Below are 17,141 nucleotides of genomic sequence, written 5' to 3'. Positions count from 1 at the left end.
TCGACCTCTCATCCCTGGATGGCAGCAATGGCTTTGCCATTAACGGCATTAATGGGCGAAACTCAGATGGCATCTCAGACTCATCAGGCACGTCAGTTAGTAATGCCGGGGACATCAACGGTGACAACATCGACGACCTAATTATTGGCGCACCCAGTGCCGTTTCGGGTGCAGGGCAGAGCTATATAGTATTTGGTCGCAGTAGCGCATTTAGTGCTAACCTCGACCTCTCATCCTTGGATGGAAGCAATGGCTTTGCCATCAATGGCAATGGCACTGACTCATCAGGCAACTCAGTTAGTAGTGCTGGGGATATCAACGGCGACAACATCGACGACCTAATTATTGGCGCACAGGGGACTGGAAAAAGCTACGTGGTGTTTGGCAGCACTAGTGCCTTTAGTCCTAACTTCGACCTGTCTAGTCTCAATGGCAGCAACGGTTTTGCCATTAATGGCAATGCAAGTGACTTTTTTGGTACCTCAGTCAGTAATGCTGGAGACGTTAATAATGATCAAATTGACGACCTAATCATCGGTGCATACAATGCCGCTTCGGGTGCTGGACAGAGCTATGTGGTGTTTGGTAAGAGTAGCGGCTTTAGTGAAAGTCTCGACCTCTCAGACCTTAACGGCAGCAACGGCTTTGTCATCAACGGCATTAATGGCAATGATGTCTCAGGTTTTTCAGTCAGCGCGGCTGGGGATGTCAACGATGACGACATTGCTGACCTAATTATCGGCGCACCTTTTGCCTTATCTGGTGCTGGGCAGAGCTACGTAGTGTTTGGTAGCAGTAACGGCTTTAGCGAAAGTCTTGACCTCTCCAACCTCGACCCCAGTCAGGGCTTTGCCATCAACGGTATTAATGCTACTGATTCCTCAGCTACTTCAGTTAGCGCTGCTGGCGATATCAACAATGATGGTGCTGACGACTTACTTGTGGGCGCACCTGGTGCAGGGCAGAGCTATGTCGTCTTTGGGACTCCAAAACCACAACCACAACCAGAACCACAACCGGAACCACAACCGGAACCACAACCTCCAGAACTGACAAATAGTGGTAATGATGTCTTTAACATCAAAGGTGATAATGATAAGGTAACTCTTAAAGTTGCGATCGCAGGCAGCAATTCTGAGTTAGTGAATGAATTCGGTGTATATAGTGTTGATGATGCTACAGGCAAAATTGACGGTATTGCTCCGGGCGCGGCAGGTTATGCCCGCAAAGCTTTAGAACGAGGACAGGTGATTCTTTCAGCTATTGCCAATCCACCAAATGGGTTTAGCAACAGTCCTCTCAATGGTTCATTAGAGTTCCCATCTGATACTAACCTGAGATTTTATTTAGTCAAAAATAGTACAACGGAAAATGTGCTGACTAATATCACACCAATCACTAACGTACTGTTTTCTGATCCTTCAAATCAAAAAATTACGAGTTTAGATAACAATGCGTTCTCCTTGGCTTGGAAAGATGGTTCTGGTAATATCACTAATGATTTTCAGAATCTGGTTGTAAGAATTCAGCCTACAAGTGAGCCGTTACCTTTGGGTACAAGTCTACAAGGTAAACCACAAGGAGAATTGATTGACTTAAGAGATGTTGAACAACGGGTAACAGCTAATTTTGCTGTTAACCGAGAAGCTACATTCAATAATTTCGTCGGATTCTATAAAGTAGCTGATGAAAATGGTGGTATTGATACCAACGGCGATGGTAAGGGAGATATTCTTGTTGGCCAAGCTGGTTATACCGAAGCTGCACTGCGTCAGCGCGTTGCCGGAATTGACCTGACGGTGAACAACCAAGGTACGGCAAGTTATAGTGGCACTTTCGAGCCTGGTTCTATCTTTGCACCATTCATTATCGTGGATGGCAGACCAGATGCTGTTTTAGATAGCAATCCTAATAATAATCCAGCAGTTTACTTCCCATTCTTGGGTGCTAATAGTGACAAGGTAGATCATATTCGTTTGTTAGGGAATAATACCTTTGGTTTTGAGGATTTAGCTGGTGGAGGTGACAACGATTTTAACGATGTTATTGTGCGAGTTAAATTGAGTGTTGTCTAGTAATTTTAGGAGTTTATAAGCGCCACAAAAGGTGAACAAGGCAGTCTTGGAATAGCCAATGGATAAAATCTCACAACTGCCGTCGCTTTGTTCGCCTTTGGCGTTTTTGCATGGTAAAATTTGGGGTTATACCAATTTTTTATGAAGCTGCATAGAATTAGATCCCCCCTAGCCCACGCCAGTCGCTCCACTACAGCGCTTCTCTGCGAGACGCTTTGCGAACGCGCATCCTGCGGCGGGGGAGACCCCAAATGAAGCAAGTGGCGTGGATTTAGGGGGATCGAGATATGTGCAACTTCACATTAAATTGGTATTAGGTACTGACTACAAGCTAAAAACAAGGATTTAAGCAAACCAAAAGCACTACCCACCTTATACCAATTCTATGCAGGGTTGCGCTTTATTAACGTAGGGGCAATTCATGAATTGCCCCTACAGTCTGTAGTTTTACATCAGTCTTATAAGCGCATCTTTATACAGAAATGGTATTACTTTATAAGATGATGCGATCGCACTAACTATTCATCCTCTGTGTCTTTAATTATCTAAAAGTCGGAATTGAATATAACCTTACTGCTGTTGTTGACCTTACATCTACGGGTCAGACATAGTTTAAAAAAGTTCAACCGTCAACTATGTTATGATGGAATAGTTGAGAAATATTTTCGGTCATGTAACTGACTGTGTAAACACCTCTCCGAATCTAAATCTCTACAAACTTTGCTTCTGGAGGTGTTTTGTGTCAGTTTATATTGCAAATCTATCGTTTAAAGATGAGAGTCTTTGAGGATTGCAAAAATTGAAATTTTTAGTGAGTAAAACTGTATTGCTATACCTTGCGTGAAACTAATACCTCTCACTTTCAAAAAATGTGCTAAAAAGAACGGACAAGTTTAGTGTGTCACAAACCCAGACAACATAAGGATAGTACTTGAACTTATGCCAACGGATATAATTACCCGTCCTGAGTCCCTCACAGAAGATTGTTTCTTTACTTACGCCCTTGGGACTGATTTACACGATACTAATTCCACAGCTAAATATTTACGCAGAATCAGAAAAGAAGATAAACCTTATATTGACATAGCCGTTTCTCCCAGACCGGGTTATCGATTTGAGGTTTGCCTTATCCCTGTTGAAGGGTTCGCTCAGGAAACAATCTTGACAAAAGATGGGTTCGCCAAAGCTTTAGCGATTATTTGTGCTGTATCTAACAAAGCTAGAAAGCGATTTCCTTCAGGAAATGGGCAAGAAATTGTCCGGTGTCAATTTAGCAATTTAGCTGATGCCGTCGCTGTAGCGAACAGATTGTCTGCATTACCCTCTGATATGTATGAAACTCTCGCCAAGCTACCAAATGCTTTGTGAGATTGTGTCCGCTTTAAGATTTATGATTAAGGCTGACGCAAAGACATTTTAATGGTAAGTAAGTAAACGGACAAGAGAATAAAAAACTCAATAGTTCATATTTCATTTGTTCATAAAAGTCTTGCATAACAAGCCTTTTAACCTTAAGTGTACAATTTTTCTGTTTTTGTACAGCAATCCATAATTCAAAGTGAGTCTTTTTTATGCCTATAAGTCCTTTGCGTGAAGAACCTCGTAACCAACGAGCGCCTGTAATTCGTACAAGTAATGAATTTATTCTTTTGGAATGGCTAAAGTCAACTGGTCGTCTAATCGAGCGTGAACACCAAGAATCTGAGTATCTAAATGAAGTAGAAGAAATTTCAGAAATGATTGACCTTGATGATATCCCTTACGATCATGATGATGACGATTCTGAGATGGAAATAGAGGCGTAATTCGTAATTCGTAATTCGTAATTCGTAATTCGTAATTATCTCAAGCGTTTCATTAATTTGGAATGTGAAATTTATTTACGCTGAAGGGCTAAGAATCCCGACTTTTTAGAGAAGTCGGGATTCTTAGTATTAAAATGGGAGTTGGTTTAACAAAGTTTAGGGGTTTAATTCCCCTGCCTCTACAGGCAGAAAGTTTTGGGTCGGGGTCTGTCTTGCAAAGTTGCTCCTCTTGGGGAGACCCCAAGACCGCACTTTGCGCTAAATCCCCGTCACAAAACTGAATTACGAATTACGAATTACGAATTACGAATTATTTAATTCTTGGACTTGAGTAGTAGATAAAATAATTGTCCATTGCTGACTGTGACACCAGCGCGATCGCCTGCTAATTTCCCAGTCCCTAAAAAATAATCTACCCTACCTGCACCTTTGATTGCACCGCCGGTATCTTGGTCAAGAACATAGCGGCTAACGATGCGCTCCTCCAGTTTTCCGGTAGGATTAGCAAAGGGAATGGAAGCACGAATCAATGCTAAAGCACCAGGAGGCATGAGAGATTTATCTGTAGCGATGGAACGCTCTGCTGTTAGGGGGACGTTGATTGAACCTTGGGCTGGTTCACCGTGATTTTCTTGAAAAAAAACAAAACTGCGATCGCGCGGAATATAAATATTTAATTCTTGAGGATGCTTTTGGAAATAGTCAAGAATAATTGGCATAGTCATTCCTTGTAGCGGTAATTTGCCATCATTCGCTAATTCTCGCCCTAGACTTTTGTAGTTATAAGCGTTATTCCCGGCATAGCCGATCGCTGTCTGAGTCCCGTCGGGAAGCTGAAGTCGCGCTGAACCTTCAATTTGAGCTAGATATGGTTCGAGGCGATCGCGCAACCAAAACAATTCTAATCCTCGTAATTTCCCTTTTGCAGCTTGTAAACCATCTGCTCCTTCTAACTCCTCTCGTGTCGGATGCGGTTTAGCCCAGGAGTTTAAATCAGGAGGTAATCGATAAACAGGATAACGATATTCTGGTGTGGGGACGCGACTGGCTGCGTAAAGCGGTTCATAATAGGCGGTGAATAAAACAGAACCTTTGGTGTCTTTACCGACTGACTGGTAAAGAATAAATTCCCGCTCGATGGCTTGATGTAATTCTGTTGCAGAATTAGTTGTCAAGACGAGTTCGCGGAATCTTTTCAAGCTTTTGAAGACGCGATCGCGCGTAATCCCAACCACCTGATAGTTTTGATAAGCAGTGGCAGCATTAGCTGTTTGCAGGTATTGGAGACTCCGAGCGATCGCACTCAATAGCGCTTTTTTGTCTGGTATTTCTCCATATAGAAGTTCATCCAAACAAGAGGTATCACCTTGACAACAAGTAACTGGTAGCCTTTGAATTAATGGTGCTTTTTGCTTTTGTGGAACTACATTTTGGTTTTCACCAGTCAAGGAAACTGGTATATCCCACTTTTTCAACCGGCATTCTGGCGGACTGAGTTCCTGATGCGCCAAAGATTGCATCCGCACCAGAAAAATCGACAAAAACACAGGTAAGCTGATAACGATAAATTTGTTAAACTTTCCTAACTCAGCAAGTGTCTTTTTCATCAAAATTCAAAATTTTTGAGATTATCCCACTTCGCCCAAATCTTGCGTAGGTTTTGGTGCATAGTCATTAGAGATACCCTTAGTCCACGCCACTTGCTTCACTACAGCGCAACTCTTGGAGACGCTTTGCGAACTACGCGCATCCTGCGGCGGGGGAAACCCCTGTTCCCGCAGTGGCTCCCCTTAAAAAGCAGGATGGTTTCATCCGAAGAAAGAAAAATACATAAACCTCATCTAAGTTGAGAACCGTAGTTTTCGCCCTCACCCTAAATCCCTCTCCCAAATCTGGGAGAGGAACTTTGAAATTCTAGCTCCCCGAATCCCATATTTGGGAGAAGGGGTTGGGGGATGAGGGCAAATCCTTACCTACGCAGTATTGCACTTCCCACAAATTCAAAACTCAAAAACAAAAAATAATTTACCGCCCCATGCCCAATTCCCAATTCCCAATTCCCTATTCATTCATATTACGATAAGTCGCAACTGCCGAAGGCGATATCCGGTTCAAATATCGGAATATCCAATATTTGAAAATGGTATCTAAAATCACTGGGAATGTAGCAATAAATAAGAAGATAAAATCTCGATTTGCTGGTAATCCCCAATGACGTGATACACCTTCTAAGAGTACTTCCCAGCCATGCGGAGAGTGGAAACCTACAAATATATCAGTAAACAAAATGATGATAAATGCCTTGGCACTATCACTAAGTCCATAGACAATATTATCAAAGAAATCTTTGACTACAGCAATAGAAGACTTGCTAACAAGCAAAAGCCAGATAAAAGCACCAACCGAGAACATATCTGCAAAAACATTTTTGATAGCATTAGAGCTTTCTTGACGAAATTCTTCAGCAAGCTCTACAGCCTTGTTTGTCATTTGAATTTCCATCTGTTCAGACGACAGGGGAGGAGCATTTCTAATGAAATTTTCAAACTTGAGCTTTTCTTCAAATCTTTCTAATTCTTGTAGGGCTTCCTCTTCCATTTCTGAGTTGATGAATATCTGCATCTGATCGCTGCTTCTAAAATGCTCAACAGATGGGCCGACTACGAAAGCTTTTGCTATCTGATGCGTCAAAAGTGGTACGATAATTAATAGTAAAATAAACCTGATAGATATTATTGTTCTTCTTTGAGTCTGACGAAAATTCTGAATTACTTCTTTTTCAGAATTTGGGTCTAATTCAACTTGCAGACGAGTGATAGTACTTAAAATAGAACGGGGTAAAACGCCTGTTGTATCTACTTTACCCTTTGGCTTTTGTTTTTTCTCCGAGTCTTGAGTTGGTATTTTTGGTGGTAACGTTGGAGTATTGACGAGCAACAATTTGTCATCAGATATCGCAGAGTTAATTGGTAGATTTGGAGGTTTTACAACTAAAGCGTTAGAAGTTATTTGATCGGAACTCGTTATGTATTTGGATATAACTTGATCGATAAAGTTTAGCTTTTGCAAAACCAAAGCAGGACTTGGATGTTCTATACCTGCTTTCTGAGCATTTTGATTCTCTTCATTTAGAAACCAACGGCTTGCTCTAAACTCTGTCAGCCGCATTTTAGCAATTTTTAAGAGCTTGTTGAGGTCTGACTCAAAATAATCCATCACGCTGTTACTGTACGTGGCTGAGTCAATGTCTATTTTATTACCACTAAAATGCTTGTCTTCTATTTCCTTAATCTTTAATGCTGCATCGTAAGCTTCATGTAAAGAACGTTCAGGAGTCTGTAAGTACCATCGATAAGCAGCAAGTAAAAAAGAATAGATTTTTTGGCTAAAAACAGAATTTTTCATTGGAAACAATCATCCAGCATTATTTGGTGATTCTTAACCTTAAGTTAACGCACGAGGTATACTAGCAAATCTACAAGGAGAAAGTTTGTGGTTTCTCATTCGGTCTGGATTGTTGGCACTAGTCGCACTGGTAAGACGGCTCGCTTGGTAGAGCAATTTGGTAGTTGGGTACAACCTGAGAAGCAGCATACTGAATTATTTTATACTAATAAACAAGCACGTAAAAAAGGCGAACGCATACCCGAATTTTTATATCTTAAACAAACAGAGCCAGGAGTTTTAGTCTTAGCTGCTAATGATGATAATCGCCGAGAGTTGGGAGATATCATTGTTACATCCACATTAGGGAAATATCCGGTACGTGCCAAGACACCGTTAGGTTTTTTCCAGGATGAAGTTATTTTATTTTGGCCGTTGCTAATTAACTCGTTGAATTTGAAGGCCCAGTTTCCGGTAAGATTGCGACCAGAAACGGAACAAGAGTTAGCAACCAAACTTTGGCGTCCCCAATTAGACGAAGAAATTTTACGAATTGCGGGAGTGAATGAGTCTCGCTTGGTGCGTCGCATTTTAGACTTGTTGCAATTAGCTGCTTACAGTGGTGTACATTGCGAAGATATTGCCCAGATTTTGGCAAGGGGTCTGGGGGAAAACACTACAACTTTAGAGCCGGAATTTTTGGCATCTTTGCTCATTGATTGGCGTAACTGGTGTTTAGAGAGGGGGTTACTAACTTATGGCATTATTACCGAACTCTATAGTCAATATTTATTAAGCGATCGCAACTACCAACAGCATCTAACTAAACGCTATCAAGCAGTATTGGCGGATGATGTTGACGATTATCCTAGCGTAGCGCGTCTTTTGTTTGAATTGCTATTAGACCAAGGTGCGATCGGCGCGTTTAGCTACAATCCTGACGGTGCAGTGCGATTGGGATTGGGAGCAGATCCCAAATATCTAGAAGGGTTAGCAAAGCGTTGTCGGGTAGAAATCTTAACCGAGCCGCCTCCAGAGTCTCTGGGAGAGCAAGCTAAACAGATGGTGGAATTAGTCACAGAACCAATGGTGCTGGTTAGTCTACCAGAGATTGTGCATTCCATTCAAACTACCTCCCGCGCTCAACTATTGCGACAAACAGCAGAGGTAATTGCTGATGCGATCCAATCGCAGCAAGTACAAGCCGAAGAAGTAGCGATTATTGCACCAGGTTTAGATGCGATCGCTCGTTATACTCTAGTAGAAATCCTCGTTAAGCAAAACATCCAGGTAGAATCGCTCAACGATCAGCGTCCCCTAATTAGTTCACCTATCATTCGTGCATTACTCACCATGCTGGCATTAGTTTATCCCGGCTTGGGTCGCCTCGTAGATCGGGATGCCGTGGCTGAAATGCTGGTTGTATTGAGTAAGAAACAACAACTCCCAGAAAACACTACAGACGCGATTAATCTGAGAGAAGACGCGATTAATCGCGTCTCTACAGATATTGATCCGGTACGCGCTGGTTTAATTGCAGATTATTGCTTTGTACCCCATCCCGATCGCCCTAACTTGCTACCAGTGTCCGCCTTCGAGCGCTGGGATAGAATCGGCTATGCGGCTACTACAGCTTATAATGAAATATTGGAGTGGTTAGAACAACAGCGATCGCAACAAGAATTGCGGTTAATTCCCAGCCCCATTTCCCTTTTAGATAGAGCAATTCAGCGTTTTTTGTGGAATGGTAGCAATCTTCCCTACGAACAGCTAGCAGCATTGCGGGAATTATTAGAAACCGCTCAACACTACTGGGAAATTGACACCAGGTTACGACAAATTTCCCCAGTTGAGACAACGCCTTACACAACTATTATCGAATTTATTCAATTACTGCGACGTGGTACGATTACTGCCAATCCTTACCCCGTGCGCCCCATCGGTGGAGCGAGAAAGGCTGTTACCTTAGCAACTATATTTCAATATCGGTCTAGTAGGCGATCGCACCGTTGGCATTTTTGGCTGGATGCTGGTTCACCTCTTTGGGCCAAAGGTGGCGCAGCAACGTTATTTGGTGCGCCGTTTTTCCTGCAAGACAGGTTAGGCGAACCTTGGACAGCAGAAGATGAGAAATTGGCAGAAGAAGAACGACTGCGGAGGATTTTAACAGATTTACTCTCTCGTGTATCCGAGAGAGTTTATTTGTGTCACAGCGATTTAGCCGTAAATGGACAAGAGCAACTAGGGCCGTTATTACCCTTAGTGAATGCTTGTGTAACAGTTATTTCTGAGACTAATGTTAAATGAGTGGTTGAGTTAAGCAATTTTTTCCTTCTCTTTCTTCTCTCTGTGTCGCGCCAGTTGCTTCAAGTCGGGGAACCGCAAGGGCGCACTGGCTTCTCTGCGTCTTGGCGGTTCGTAAAAAAAATGACTTTGACAAAGAGTGCTAGCCTTAACCCAAGCATATTGCTTTATAGTTTAGGACTTTGGGATAGGGCTTAAAAAGCGATGTCTAACAACAAGCCGAAGAAGCGTCTACGCATCCCCTCAAAAAATAACGGGAATCAGATTGCTAGATATCTACTATAGTCAAAATAGCCTGTATTAATACTTCTAGCTCAATTGGTTTAGAAATATGCTGTTGAAATCCGGCAGCTAGCGCTTGTTGTTGATTAATTTCTCCCGCATAAGCAGTCAGGGCGATCGCTGGGATTTCTCCGCCTCGATCGGGTGACTGCTTTCTAATTTGACGAATTAGTGCGTAGCCATCCATATCGGGCATACCAATATCACTGATTAACAAATCAAATTTTGCTTGCCCCAAACTGCTCAGAGCATCATGTGCTGAGTCCGCTTCAGTCACTTGGGCCCCGTACTGTTCTAGTACGAAGGCGATGAACTCCCGTGAATCTCTGTCATCGTCTACAAGCAGCGCTTGCAATCCATTGAGATTGAAGTCAGAGCGATCGCGATCAAAAGTATTATCTTGATTCAATTTTGAAGCAGCCATGAGTGGAAGTTTGACTGTAAACACTGCTCCTTGACCTTCTCCAGGACTTGCTGCCTGAACGGTTCCGCCGTGTAATTCAACCAAATGACGCACGATCGCTAACCCTAACCCCAACCCGCCAAATTTTCGAGTCGTTGTCCCATCGGCTTGGCGGAAGTAGTCAAAGACGTAAGGTAAAAAGTCACCAGAGATCCCCCTGCCAGTATCGCTGACAGTGATTTGAGCATAGGTGGGGACTGGGGATTGGGCATCGGGCATCCCTTCGGCTTCTCTACGAGACGCTACGCGAACGCTCAGGGCAAGTGGGCGTTGGTCATTGGGGATTAGAGTTATTTCTTCCCCTGCCTCCCCTGCCTCCCCTGCCTCCCCTGCTCCCTGCTCCCTGCCCCCTGCTCCCCCTGCTATGTTGGACAATTGCACCTCTACTCGACCACCCTGTGAGGTAAATTTAATTGCGTTAGAAAGTAGATTCCAAACAACCTGTTGCAGGCGACCAGAATCACCCAACACTTGTCCAACGTTCGGTTCAAATATTGTTTGAATCTGAATGGATTTAGCTTCAGCAGCAAGCCGCACGGTTTCAAGGGCAGCTTTGATGGTAAAAGTTAGACCAACTGGAACTGTCTTCAAACTCAACTTACCTTGGAGAATGCGCGACACATCAAGTAAATCTTCGATTAGTTGTGCTTGCAGTTTCGCGTTGCGCTCGATGGTTTCGAGGGCGTACTGAGTTTTGGCTGCGTCCTGGCGACTCGTTTGCAGAATTCTTGCCCAACCCAGAATCGGATTCAGGGGCGATCGCAATTCATGAGATAGCACTGCCAGAAACTCATCTTTGATTCGATTGGCTTGCTGCGCTTGTTCAGTTTGTTGCTGCAAAGAAATCATCAGTTGATTGAGGCGATCGTTTTGCTCTTGCAGCAAGGCTTCGGCTCGCTTCCGTTCGGTGATATCAGACAGGATGAAAACAGCGCCTGTGAGATTCCCATACCCATCAAATACCGGGTCAATGGTTTTGGCAAACCACCGTTTTTGGGACTGAAATTCTAAAATCTGCCGTTGGTGAGTTTCTTTCGCACGGCGAAAACAAGTGCCATCGCCGATTCCTAATTCTGCGCCCATCAACTCATGATGGGCACAACCTAAGATTTCGTGGCAGGGCTTGCAAAAAAGCTGCATCATCGCTCGATTACAGCGCAGAATTATACCTTCCTGGTCTACCAAACACACACCGTCGTTCATAGAGTCAAAGGTAGTTTGCCACTCCCGCGCTGAAGACAAAGCAGCTTCCTCCGCCCGACGAATTCGCAGCAGCGATCGCATGGTGGCCAGCAGTTCAATGGGTTCAACTGGTTGCACTAAATAGGCATCAGCACCACTGTCCAAGCCTTCTGCTTTATCCTGGCTTTGGACAAAACTTGCAGAAAGGTGTAACACAGGAATAAAAGTCGTTTCCGGGTTTGCCTTAATTTGGCGACAGACTTCAAAGCCGCTGATATCTGGTAGTTGGACATCTAAAATCACTAAGTCAGGCTGAAGGCTAGCAACAGCTTCTAATCCTGTTGCTCCGGTTGCCGCTTCCAGGACACTAAAGCCTGCATTTTGCAAAATACGGTTAACAACGTAACGATTGGCTTCATTATCGTCAATATGCAGGATCGTAACCCGTGGCTCAGACATGACTTTATACTTTAAACCTCTAGAACAAGTCCGGCTTTGACGAGCGCATCTTGAAGTTGAGCGATCGCCGTGGTTTGAAAGCCTGTTTCTTTGGAAACAATGGCTATGGTTTGTTTCGCTAATCGGCTGTGCGCTTCTGCATCCAGTTGGGCAGATGAGTGAATGATCACAGGAATCGACTGAGTGACATAATTGTTCTTAAGCTGCTTGAGTACATCAAACCCGCCGATCTCTGGCATCTCCAAGTCAAGCACGATCGCAGTTGGCTGTTCGTGTTGTGCCAAATTTAATCCTTCCTGTCCGTTCGCGGCTTCTAAAATACTCAACGGTGTATTTATTAACAATTGTTTCACAAGATACCGATAGGCGGGGTCATCGTCAATTAACAAGATTTTTTGAGGCTTGTTCCCAGTAATTAGCCTATTGAGTTTGTTCAACAGGGGCAATCTGTCTACTGGCTTAATTAGAAAACCCTCTGCTCCTAGCGCCAGTGCTTGCTTCTCGTTATCAATGATAGTAATAACGAGTATAGGGATAGTGCGAGTCGTTTCATCCCCTTTGATTTCTCGCAAGAACGTCCAGCCATTTTGCCCCTCCAGCAAAATATCTAGCATAATCGCCGCCGGTCGAAATTTTTGTAAGGCTTGCCTTGCCTGAGCCAAGGTGCGGGTAGCAATCAATTGATAGATTGATTCCTGAAGGTGCTTTTCGTAAATAAATAGCGTTTCTGGATGATCTTCAACGACCAGAATGGGCAGGCGAGTTGGCTCAACTGATGCAATTGGTTGCAGTATGGTGGTCAATTCGATGGCATTTGGGTAGACGATCGGAATCAATGCTGTAAAGGTAGAGCCTTCACCCAGCTGACTTTTCACCGAAATGCTGCCGCCAATTAGCTCCGCTAGCTTGCGCGATAACGGCAATCCTAACCCGGTTCCCTTCACCTGCTTTTGCAGAGGCGACTCAATTTGCATAAAATCCTCAAAAATCCGCTCTCGATCGGCTGGAGCAATGCCGATGCCCGTATCAGATACAGAAAAGGTGATGGTATGACCAGTTTGCACAGCAGTGACGCGCACCTCTCCCTGCTCAGTAAATTTGAGCGCATTCGAGACAAAGTTTCTGAGAATTTGAGCGATTTTGCCCTCATCGTTATAGAGCGGCGGAATACCTTCAGGTTCCTCGACAATCAGCGCTACAGAGGAGCCTTGAACCAATAATGGGCGCAGCATCCCCCGCAGCGTGCCAAACAAGTCACTGACTTCAAAGGAACTGGGACGCACTTCAATTTTTCCAGCTTCCACCTTTGCCAAATCCAGCAAGTCGTTGACCAGTTCTGATAATCCGCTTGCCGCTTTTTGGATGAATGTTACCTGCTTTTCTTGCTCAAGAGTCAAATCGCCATCCATCCGGGCCAGCAGCATCCGAGAGAGCGACAGAATCGAGTTAAGCGGCGTGCGAAACTCGTGGCTCATATTCGAGAGAAAGCGGGTTTTTAGCTCGTTTACTTGTTGCAGGGAGCTTGCCTTCTCATCCAGTTCCGCATAGAGGGCAACCACACCGCGATTGGTATCTTCCAGTTCCTGATTGAGTTGGCTCAGTTCTTCCTCGCGCTTCCGTAGCTCTGCCATTGCCCGGAGTAATTCCTGGTTTTGCTGCTGGATTTCTTGATAGGGATTTTCGGGCGATCGCCTCATCACAGTTTCTCGAATCTGCTGCAATTGCGAATCGCTGAAAGTAGGTGTGCGCTTCGACAACTTTTTGCCGATTGTTACCGTTGTTCCCTGCCCCAGCAGCGATTCAATCTCAAAGAAATCCATCAACCTGCGCGTGCCGACGATGCCTAGCCCCATTCCCGTGTCAGAGGTGTAGCGTCCTGCCAAAACGTCTGCCAAATCAGGAATACCCCCACCCCGATCCTGAATCCGAATCAGAAACGCTTGCGGCTCTCCCGCCACAGAAAATTCAACCGTTCCATGTTTGGCATATTGAAAAGCATTGCGGGCAATTTCGGAAACTGCCGTTGCCAATCGCGCCCGTTCTTGAGCATCAAAACCCAACTGCTCGGCGATCTCACGAGTTCGTTGCCGAGCTTGCACAACATCTTGTTCGTACTGGATGGCGATCGCCAAAAGAATTGTCAAGTCGCTTCGCTCCAATTCAAAATTACACTTTCTTTGAGGCTTCTATCTCTAATTACGAATTACGAACTTGTACTGAGCGTAGCCGAAGTATTACGAATTACGAATTATTTCCCATTCCTTTAGCCACTAACACTGTCACATCGTCCCGCTCTCGCTTAAAGTCTCGGTATAACACACCTGCAATCAGGCTGGGATGTTTTTGAATTAAGCCTGGATAGCGATCGATCTGCCACTTAGCGCCTAATCCGTCAGAATGCATAATTAAAAGTCCGTTGGCATACCAGGGATAGCTAAACTCTTGAATTTTGTGGATTTCATGTCCGACCGTGCCATTGTGAGATAGCAGATTGCGGTGTTCAGTAAAGGAGAAAATGCTGGCAGCGATGTTGCCAATTCCAGCAAAGCGGACAGACTGTTGTTCAAAGTCGATTTCGGCAATGGCCAGTGCTGCTCCTCTTGTACTTCGCAAGGCGGCGTGGGCAGCTTCGACGATCGCACCAGGAGAATAATGAAGATGTTCTTGAAACATTCTCACGGCTTCGGAAGCAGCACTGGCAGCCGCAGGCCCATGCCCTAAACCATCGGCTACTAGCAACAGGCTACGATGACGATCAACTTCAGATGCCCAAGTATCTCCTGAAACCTCTTCTCCTCGTTTGGGCAAACAGATCGCTCCAATTTCTAAAATCTTCTCAGGTTGATGGGGTGCTGGGTCTGGCCAGAGGTGAGCGAGGAGCGCTGTCCCTTGGTTGGGAATGGAGTAAATTTCCAATAAACCAGAAAGGCGACGAATTGCACCCATGCCATTACCTAAGGTTCCGGCTGTGGAAAAGCCATCTTGCAAACACTCATCCACATCGACCATTCCCCGTCCTTTATCTAGCGATAAGACTTCAATGCCAATTCTGGAATCTTGCTTGAGCGATCGTAGCAACACCACTCCGCCCTGGGCGTGCTGCACCAGATTGTTGGCAACTTCTGTCACCACAATGCCAACCTTGCCCCGTTCCGTTTCCTGAAAACCGAGCCGAGTTGCCAAAGCCATCGCTACCCGTCTGGCTTCCCCAGTCTGGCTAGATTCAGTAATTGTGACGGCGACAGATTCTCGCATTTTATTTCCATCGTACAATTGTTATCCGTGTCCCTTCTCCCACCGTAGACTGAATCTCAAACTCGTTGGCAAGTCGTTTGGCACCACCCAGCCCCATACCTAACCCACTGCCCGTGGTGAACCCATCCTTTAGCGCCAGTTCGATATCGGAAATTCCCGGGCCCCGATCTTCAAAGGTCAGCCGGATTCCTCGTCTTCGCCCTTCCTGAAGCGTTTCTAGCTTTACTGTGCCGCCTCCCCCATAGTCTAGGGTATTGCGGGCTAACTCACTGGCGGCGGTGACAATTTTAGTTTGGTCTACTAAACCAAAGCCTATTTCCACGGCCAACTGGCGCACGGCTTGCCGAACTGAAACTACATCACCAGAAGATTGAATGTCGATTGTTTCAGTCTTCTGTATCATCATCTGCACGCCATTGAGTGGCAGTGATTTGATTTGTGGTTTCATTGAGTGACGATGGCGTCCCGCCCGCTGGAAGCGATCGCAACAATGCCATACCCTTTTCTAGGTTTAGGGCTGTGCGAATGCCCGTCAGCGACAGCCCCAATTCCACTAAGGTGATTGCCACGGCAGGCTGCATCCCGACAACAACTGTCTCAGCATTCAGCACCCGTGACATTCTGGCAATGTTACCTAAAATCCTCCCAATGAAGGAATCAACAATCTCTAATGCAGAAATATCAATTAGGACACCGTAAGGGTGAGTTTGAGTGATGTAGTTAGTCAGGTCTTCCTGTAGTGTCATCGCGAGGCGATCGTGCATATCTACCTGGATCGTCACAAGCAGGAAATTACCTATTTTGAGTATCGGAATACGTTCCATTTTCCTTCCAGCTATTTGGATTGAGAGCGGGTAATAGTCGTTCCCAACCGTTTTAACGCCGTAAGAAAGGCATCGGCTAACGTTGCTTTCGTAACTACATTTGTCAAATCAATGCCGAGATAAACGATCGTTTGGGCAATTTGCGGACGAATGCCACTGATCATACAATCGGCTCCCATGAGCCGGGCAGCAGTAACGGTCTTAAGCAGATGTTGAGCAGTCAGGGTATCGACAGTGGGAACCCCGGTAATGTCAATGATGGCAACTTCTGACTCGGTTTCGACAATCTTCTGTAATAATGACTCCATCATCATTTGAGTGCGGGCACTGTCCAGGGTGCCGATAATCGGCAATGCCAAAATTCCCTCCCAGAGTTTAACTACTGGGGTAGACAGTTCCATCAACTCTTCCTGCTGCCGCAAAATCACCTCTTCCCGCACCTTTTGATACACTTCAATTGTCAGCAATCCTAGCTGATCGAGTAAGTTTGTGGCTAGCCAGATATTTTCACCCAACTCAATGGGGTCTTGCAATTGCTGACGCATTCGTTTGAACAGGGGTTGCTTGAACGAAAAGACGAATGTAGCCGTTTCTGACGGTGTGAAGCCATTTTGCGATCGCGATCGAGAAATGCTATTGAGCATCTCCCGCATCTCCTGCCACGCCTCTGTCTGAATATTGGTATTGCCTCGCCCAACGGCAATCCGAAACAAACTAAGGAATTCTCGGCACTCCTCCTTTAGCTGGGCTTCTTTAATCAAGCCTCTGCGAATATTGACAATGGCTAGTTCCTGAGTCCACTCCGACAGCAAGTCTGCCTCGAAGGTTTCTAATATCTCTGATATCTTACTTTCGCTCATCGTTTCTTTGAGGGCAACCGCTTTCATTAGTTCAAAATCAGTGTATGACGATTCAGTCCAAGCTGAAAGCTATGATTATGAAAAGCCTAAAAGCTTGCTAGATATGAAGTGCGCTCAATTGGGCAGAGATACAGCGATTGCTAAGGGACTTCCAACAAAGAAATTCTTCAATACCTTCAGGTTGGAGAGATTATTACCTTAAACAGCAAGAAGGCTCACACTGTACCTGTACGGCTGTCAGTGTTGAG

12 protein-coding genes are annotated in these 17,141 nt (G+C 45.0%); 4 read left to right on the top strand and 8 right to left on the bottom strand.

What is annotated here, in order from left to right:
• From HWQ36_RS15980 to HWQ36_RS15970, 3 genes are all read left to right on the top strand, one after another.
• Nucleotides 1-2,075, top strand: a 2,075-nt coding sequence (locus tag HWQ36_RS15980) for a DUF4114 domain-containing protein (RefSeq protein ID WP_292704580.1), incomplete at its 5' end; no start/stop codon positions are given.
• A gap of 939 nt (nucleotides 2,076-3,014) precedes the next feature.
• On the top strand, nucleotides 3,015-3,443 hold the full coding sequence (locus tag HWQ36_RS15975) for a hypothetical protein (RefSeq protein ID WP_292704578.1): 429 nt from the start codon (nucleotides 3,015-3,017) through the stop codon (nucleotides 3,441-3,443).
• Nucleotides 3,444-3,646: 203 nt separating this feature from the next.
• The gene (locus tag HWQ36_RS15970; RefSeq protein WP_292704576.1) at nucleotides 3,647-3,880 is read left to right on the top strand and encodes a DUF3134 domain-containing protein; all 234 of its coding nucleotides are present in this window, start codon (nucleotides 3,647-3,649) and stop codon (nucleotides 3,878-3,880) included.
• Nucleotides 3,881-4,194: 314 nt separating this feature from the next.
• Here the strand turns inward: HWQ36_RS15970 and HWQ36_RS15965 are convergent, their stop codons facing one another.
• Nucleotides 4,195-5,487 carry a murein transglycosylase A gene (locus HWQ36_RS15965; RefSeq protein WP_292704575.1) on the bottom strand — a complete coding sequence of 431 codons (1,293 nt, stop codon included), beginning with the start codon at nucleotides 5,485-5,487 and terminating at the stop codon, nucleotides 4,195-4,197.
• A gap of 454 nt (nucleotides 5,488-5,941) precedes the next feature.
• Entirely contained in the window at nucleotides 5,942-7,294 is a 1,353-nt protein-coding gene (locus HWQ36_RS15960) for a proton extrusion protein PcxA (protein ID WP_292704573.1), read from the bottom strand.
• Nucleotides 7,295-7,372: 78 nt separating this feature from the next.
• Between HWQ36_RS15960 and HWQ36_RS15955 the strand changes: the two genes are divergently transcribed.
• The gene (locus tag HWQ36_RS15955; protein WP_292704572.1) at nucleotides 7,373-9,571 is read left to right on the top strand and encodes a recombinase family protein; all 2,199 of its coding nucleotides are present in this window, start codon (nucleotides 7,373-7,375) and stop codon (nucleotides 9,569-9,571) included.
• Between the two features lie 265 nt (nucleotides 9,572-9,836).
• Here the strand turns inward: HWQ36_RS15955 and HWQ36_RS15950 are convergent, their stop codons facing one another.
• From HWQ36_RS15950 to HWQ36_RS15925, 6 genes are all read right to left on the bottom strand, one after another.
• Nucleotides 9,837-11,954: a response regulator gene (locus tag HWQ36_RS15950; protein WP_292704570.1), complete on the bottom strand. Its 2,118-nt coding sequence runs from the start codon at nucleotides 11,952-11,954 to the stop codon at nucleotides 9,837-9,839.
• Nucleotides 11,955-11,965: 11 nt separating this feature from the next.
• Nucleotides 11,966-14,098, bottom strand: coding sequence for an ATP-binding protein (locus HWQ36_RS15945; protein ID WP_292704568.1), 2,133 nt, complete (start codon nucleotides 14,096-14,098; stop codon nucleotides 11,966-11,968).
• Nucleotides 14,099-14,195: 97 nt separating this feature from the next.
• Nucleotides 14,196-15,209, bottom strand: a complete 1,014-nt coding sequence (locus HWQ36_RS15940; RefSeq protein ID WP_292704566.1) for an ATP-binding SpoIIE family protein phosphatase — start codon at nucleotides 15,207-15,209, stop codon at nucleotides 14,196-14,198.
• 1 nt (nucleotide 15,210) lies between these two features.
• The gene (locus tag HWQ36_RS15935; protein ID WP_292704564.1) at nucleotides 15,211-15,657 is read right to left on the bottom strand and encodes an anti-sigma regulatory factor; all 447 of its coding nucleotides are present in this window, start codon (nucleotides 15,655-15,657) and stop codon (nucleotides 15,211-15,213) included.
• Nucleotides 15,596-16,033, bottom strand: coding sequence for an STAS domain-containing protein (locus HWQ36_RS15930; RefSeq protein ID WP_292704562.1), 438 nt, complete (start codon nucleotides 16,031-16,033; stop codon nucleotides 15,596-15,598). The genes HWQ36_RS15935 and HWQ36_RS15930 overlap by 62 nt, the downstream gene beginning before the upstream one ends.
• A gap of 11 nt (nucleotides 16,034-16,044) precedes the next feature.
• Complete coding sequence (locus tag HWQ36_RS15925) at nucleotides 16,045-16,920, bottom strand: STAS domain-containing protein (RefSeq protein WP_292704560.1); 876 nt, start codon at nucleotides 16,918-16,920, stop codon at nucleotides 16,045-16,047.
• Nucleotides 16,921-17,141: the final 221 nt, after the last annotated feature.

It is taken from the genome of Nostoc sp. NMS2 (assembly GCF_017115105.1).
Taxonomy (GTDB): domain Bacteria; phylum Cyanobacteriota; class Cyanobacteriia; order Cyanobacteriales; family Nostocaceae; genus Nostoc.
This window is presented reverse-complemented; position numbering and strand designations above follow the sequence as displayed.

Coding starts and splice junctions, on each gene's coding strand:
- HWQ36_RS15970 (WP_292704576.1), top strand. CDS start 3,647: ATGCCTATAAGTCCTTTGCGTGAAGAACCTCGTAACCAACGAGCGCCT.
- HWQ36_RS15965 (WP_292704575.1), bottom strand. CDS start 5,487: ATGAAAAAGACACTTGCTGAGTTAGGAAAGTTTAACAAATTTATCGTT.
- HWQ36_RS15975 (WP_292704578.1), top strand. CDS start 3,015: ATGCCAACGGATATAATTACCCGTCCTGAGTCCCTCACAGAAGATTGT.
- HWQ36_RS15940 (WP_292704566.1), bottom strand. CDS start 15,209: ATGCGAGAATCTGTCGCCGTCACAATTACTGAATCTAGCCAGACTGGG.
- HWQ36_RS15950 (WP_292704570.1), bottom strand. CDS start 11,954: ATGTCTGAGCCACGGGTTACGATCCTGCATATTGACGATAATGAAGCC.
- HWQ36_RS15925 (WP_292704560.1), bottom strand. CDS start 16,920: ATGAAAGCGGTTGCCCTCAAAGAAACGATGAGCGAAAGTAAGATATCA.
- HWQ36_RS15930 (WP_292704562.1), bottom strand. CDS start 16,033: ATGGAACGTATTCCGATACTCAAAATAGGTAATTTCCTGCTTGTGACG.
- HWQ36_RS15935 (WP_292704564.1), bottom strand. CDS start 15,657: ATGAAACCACAAATCAAATCACTGCCACTCAATGGCGTGCAGATGATG.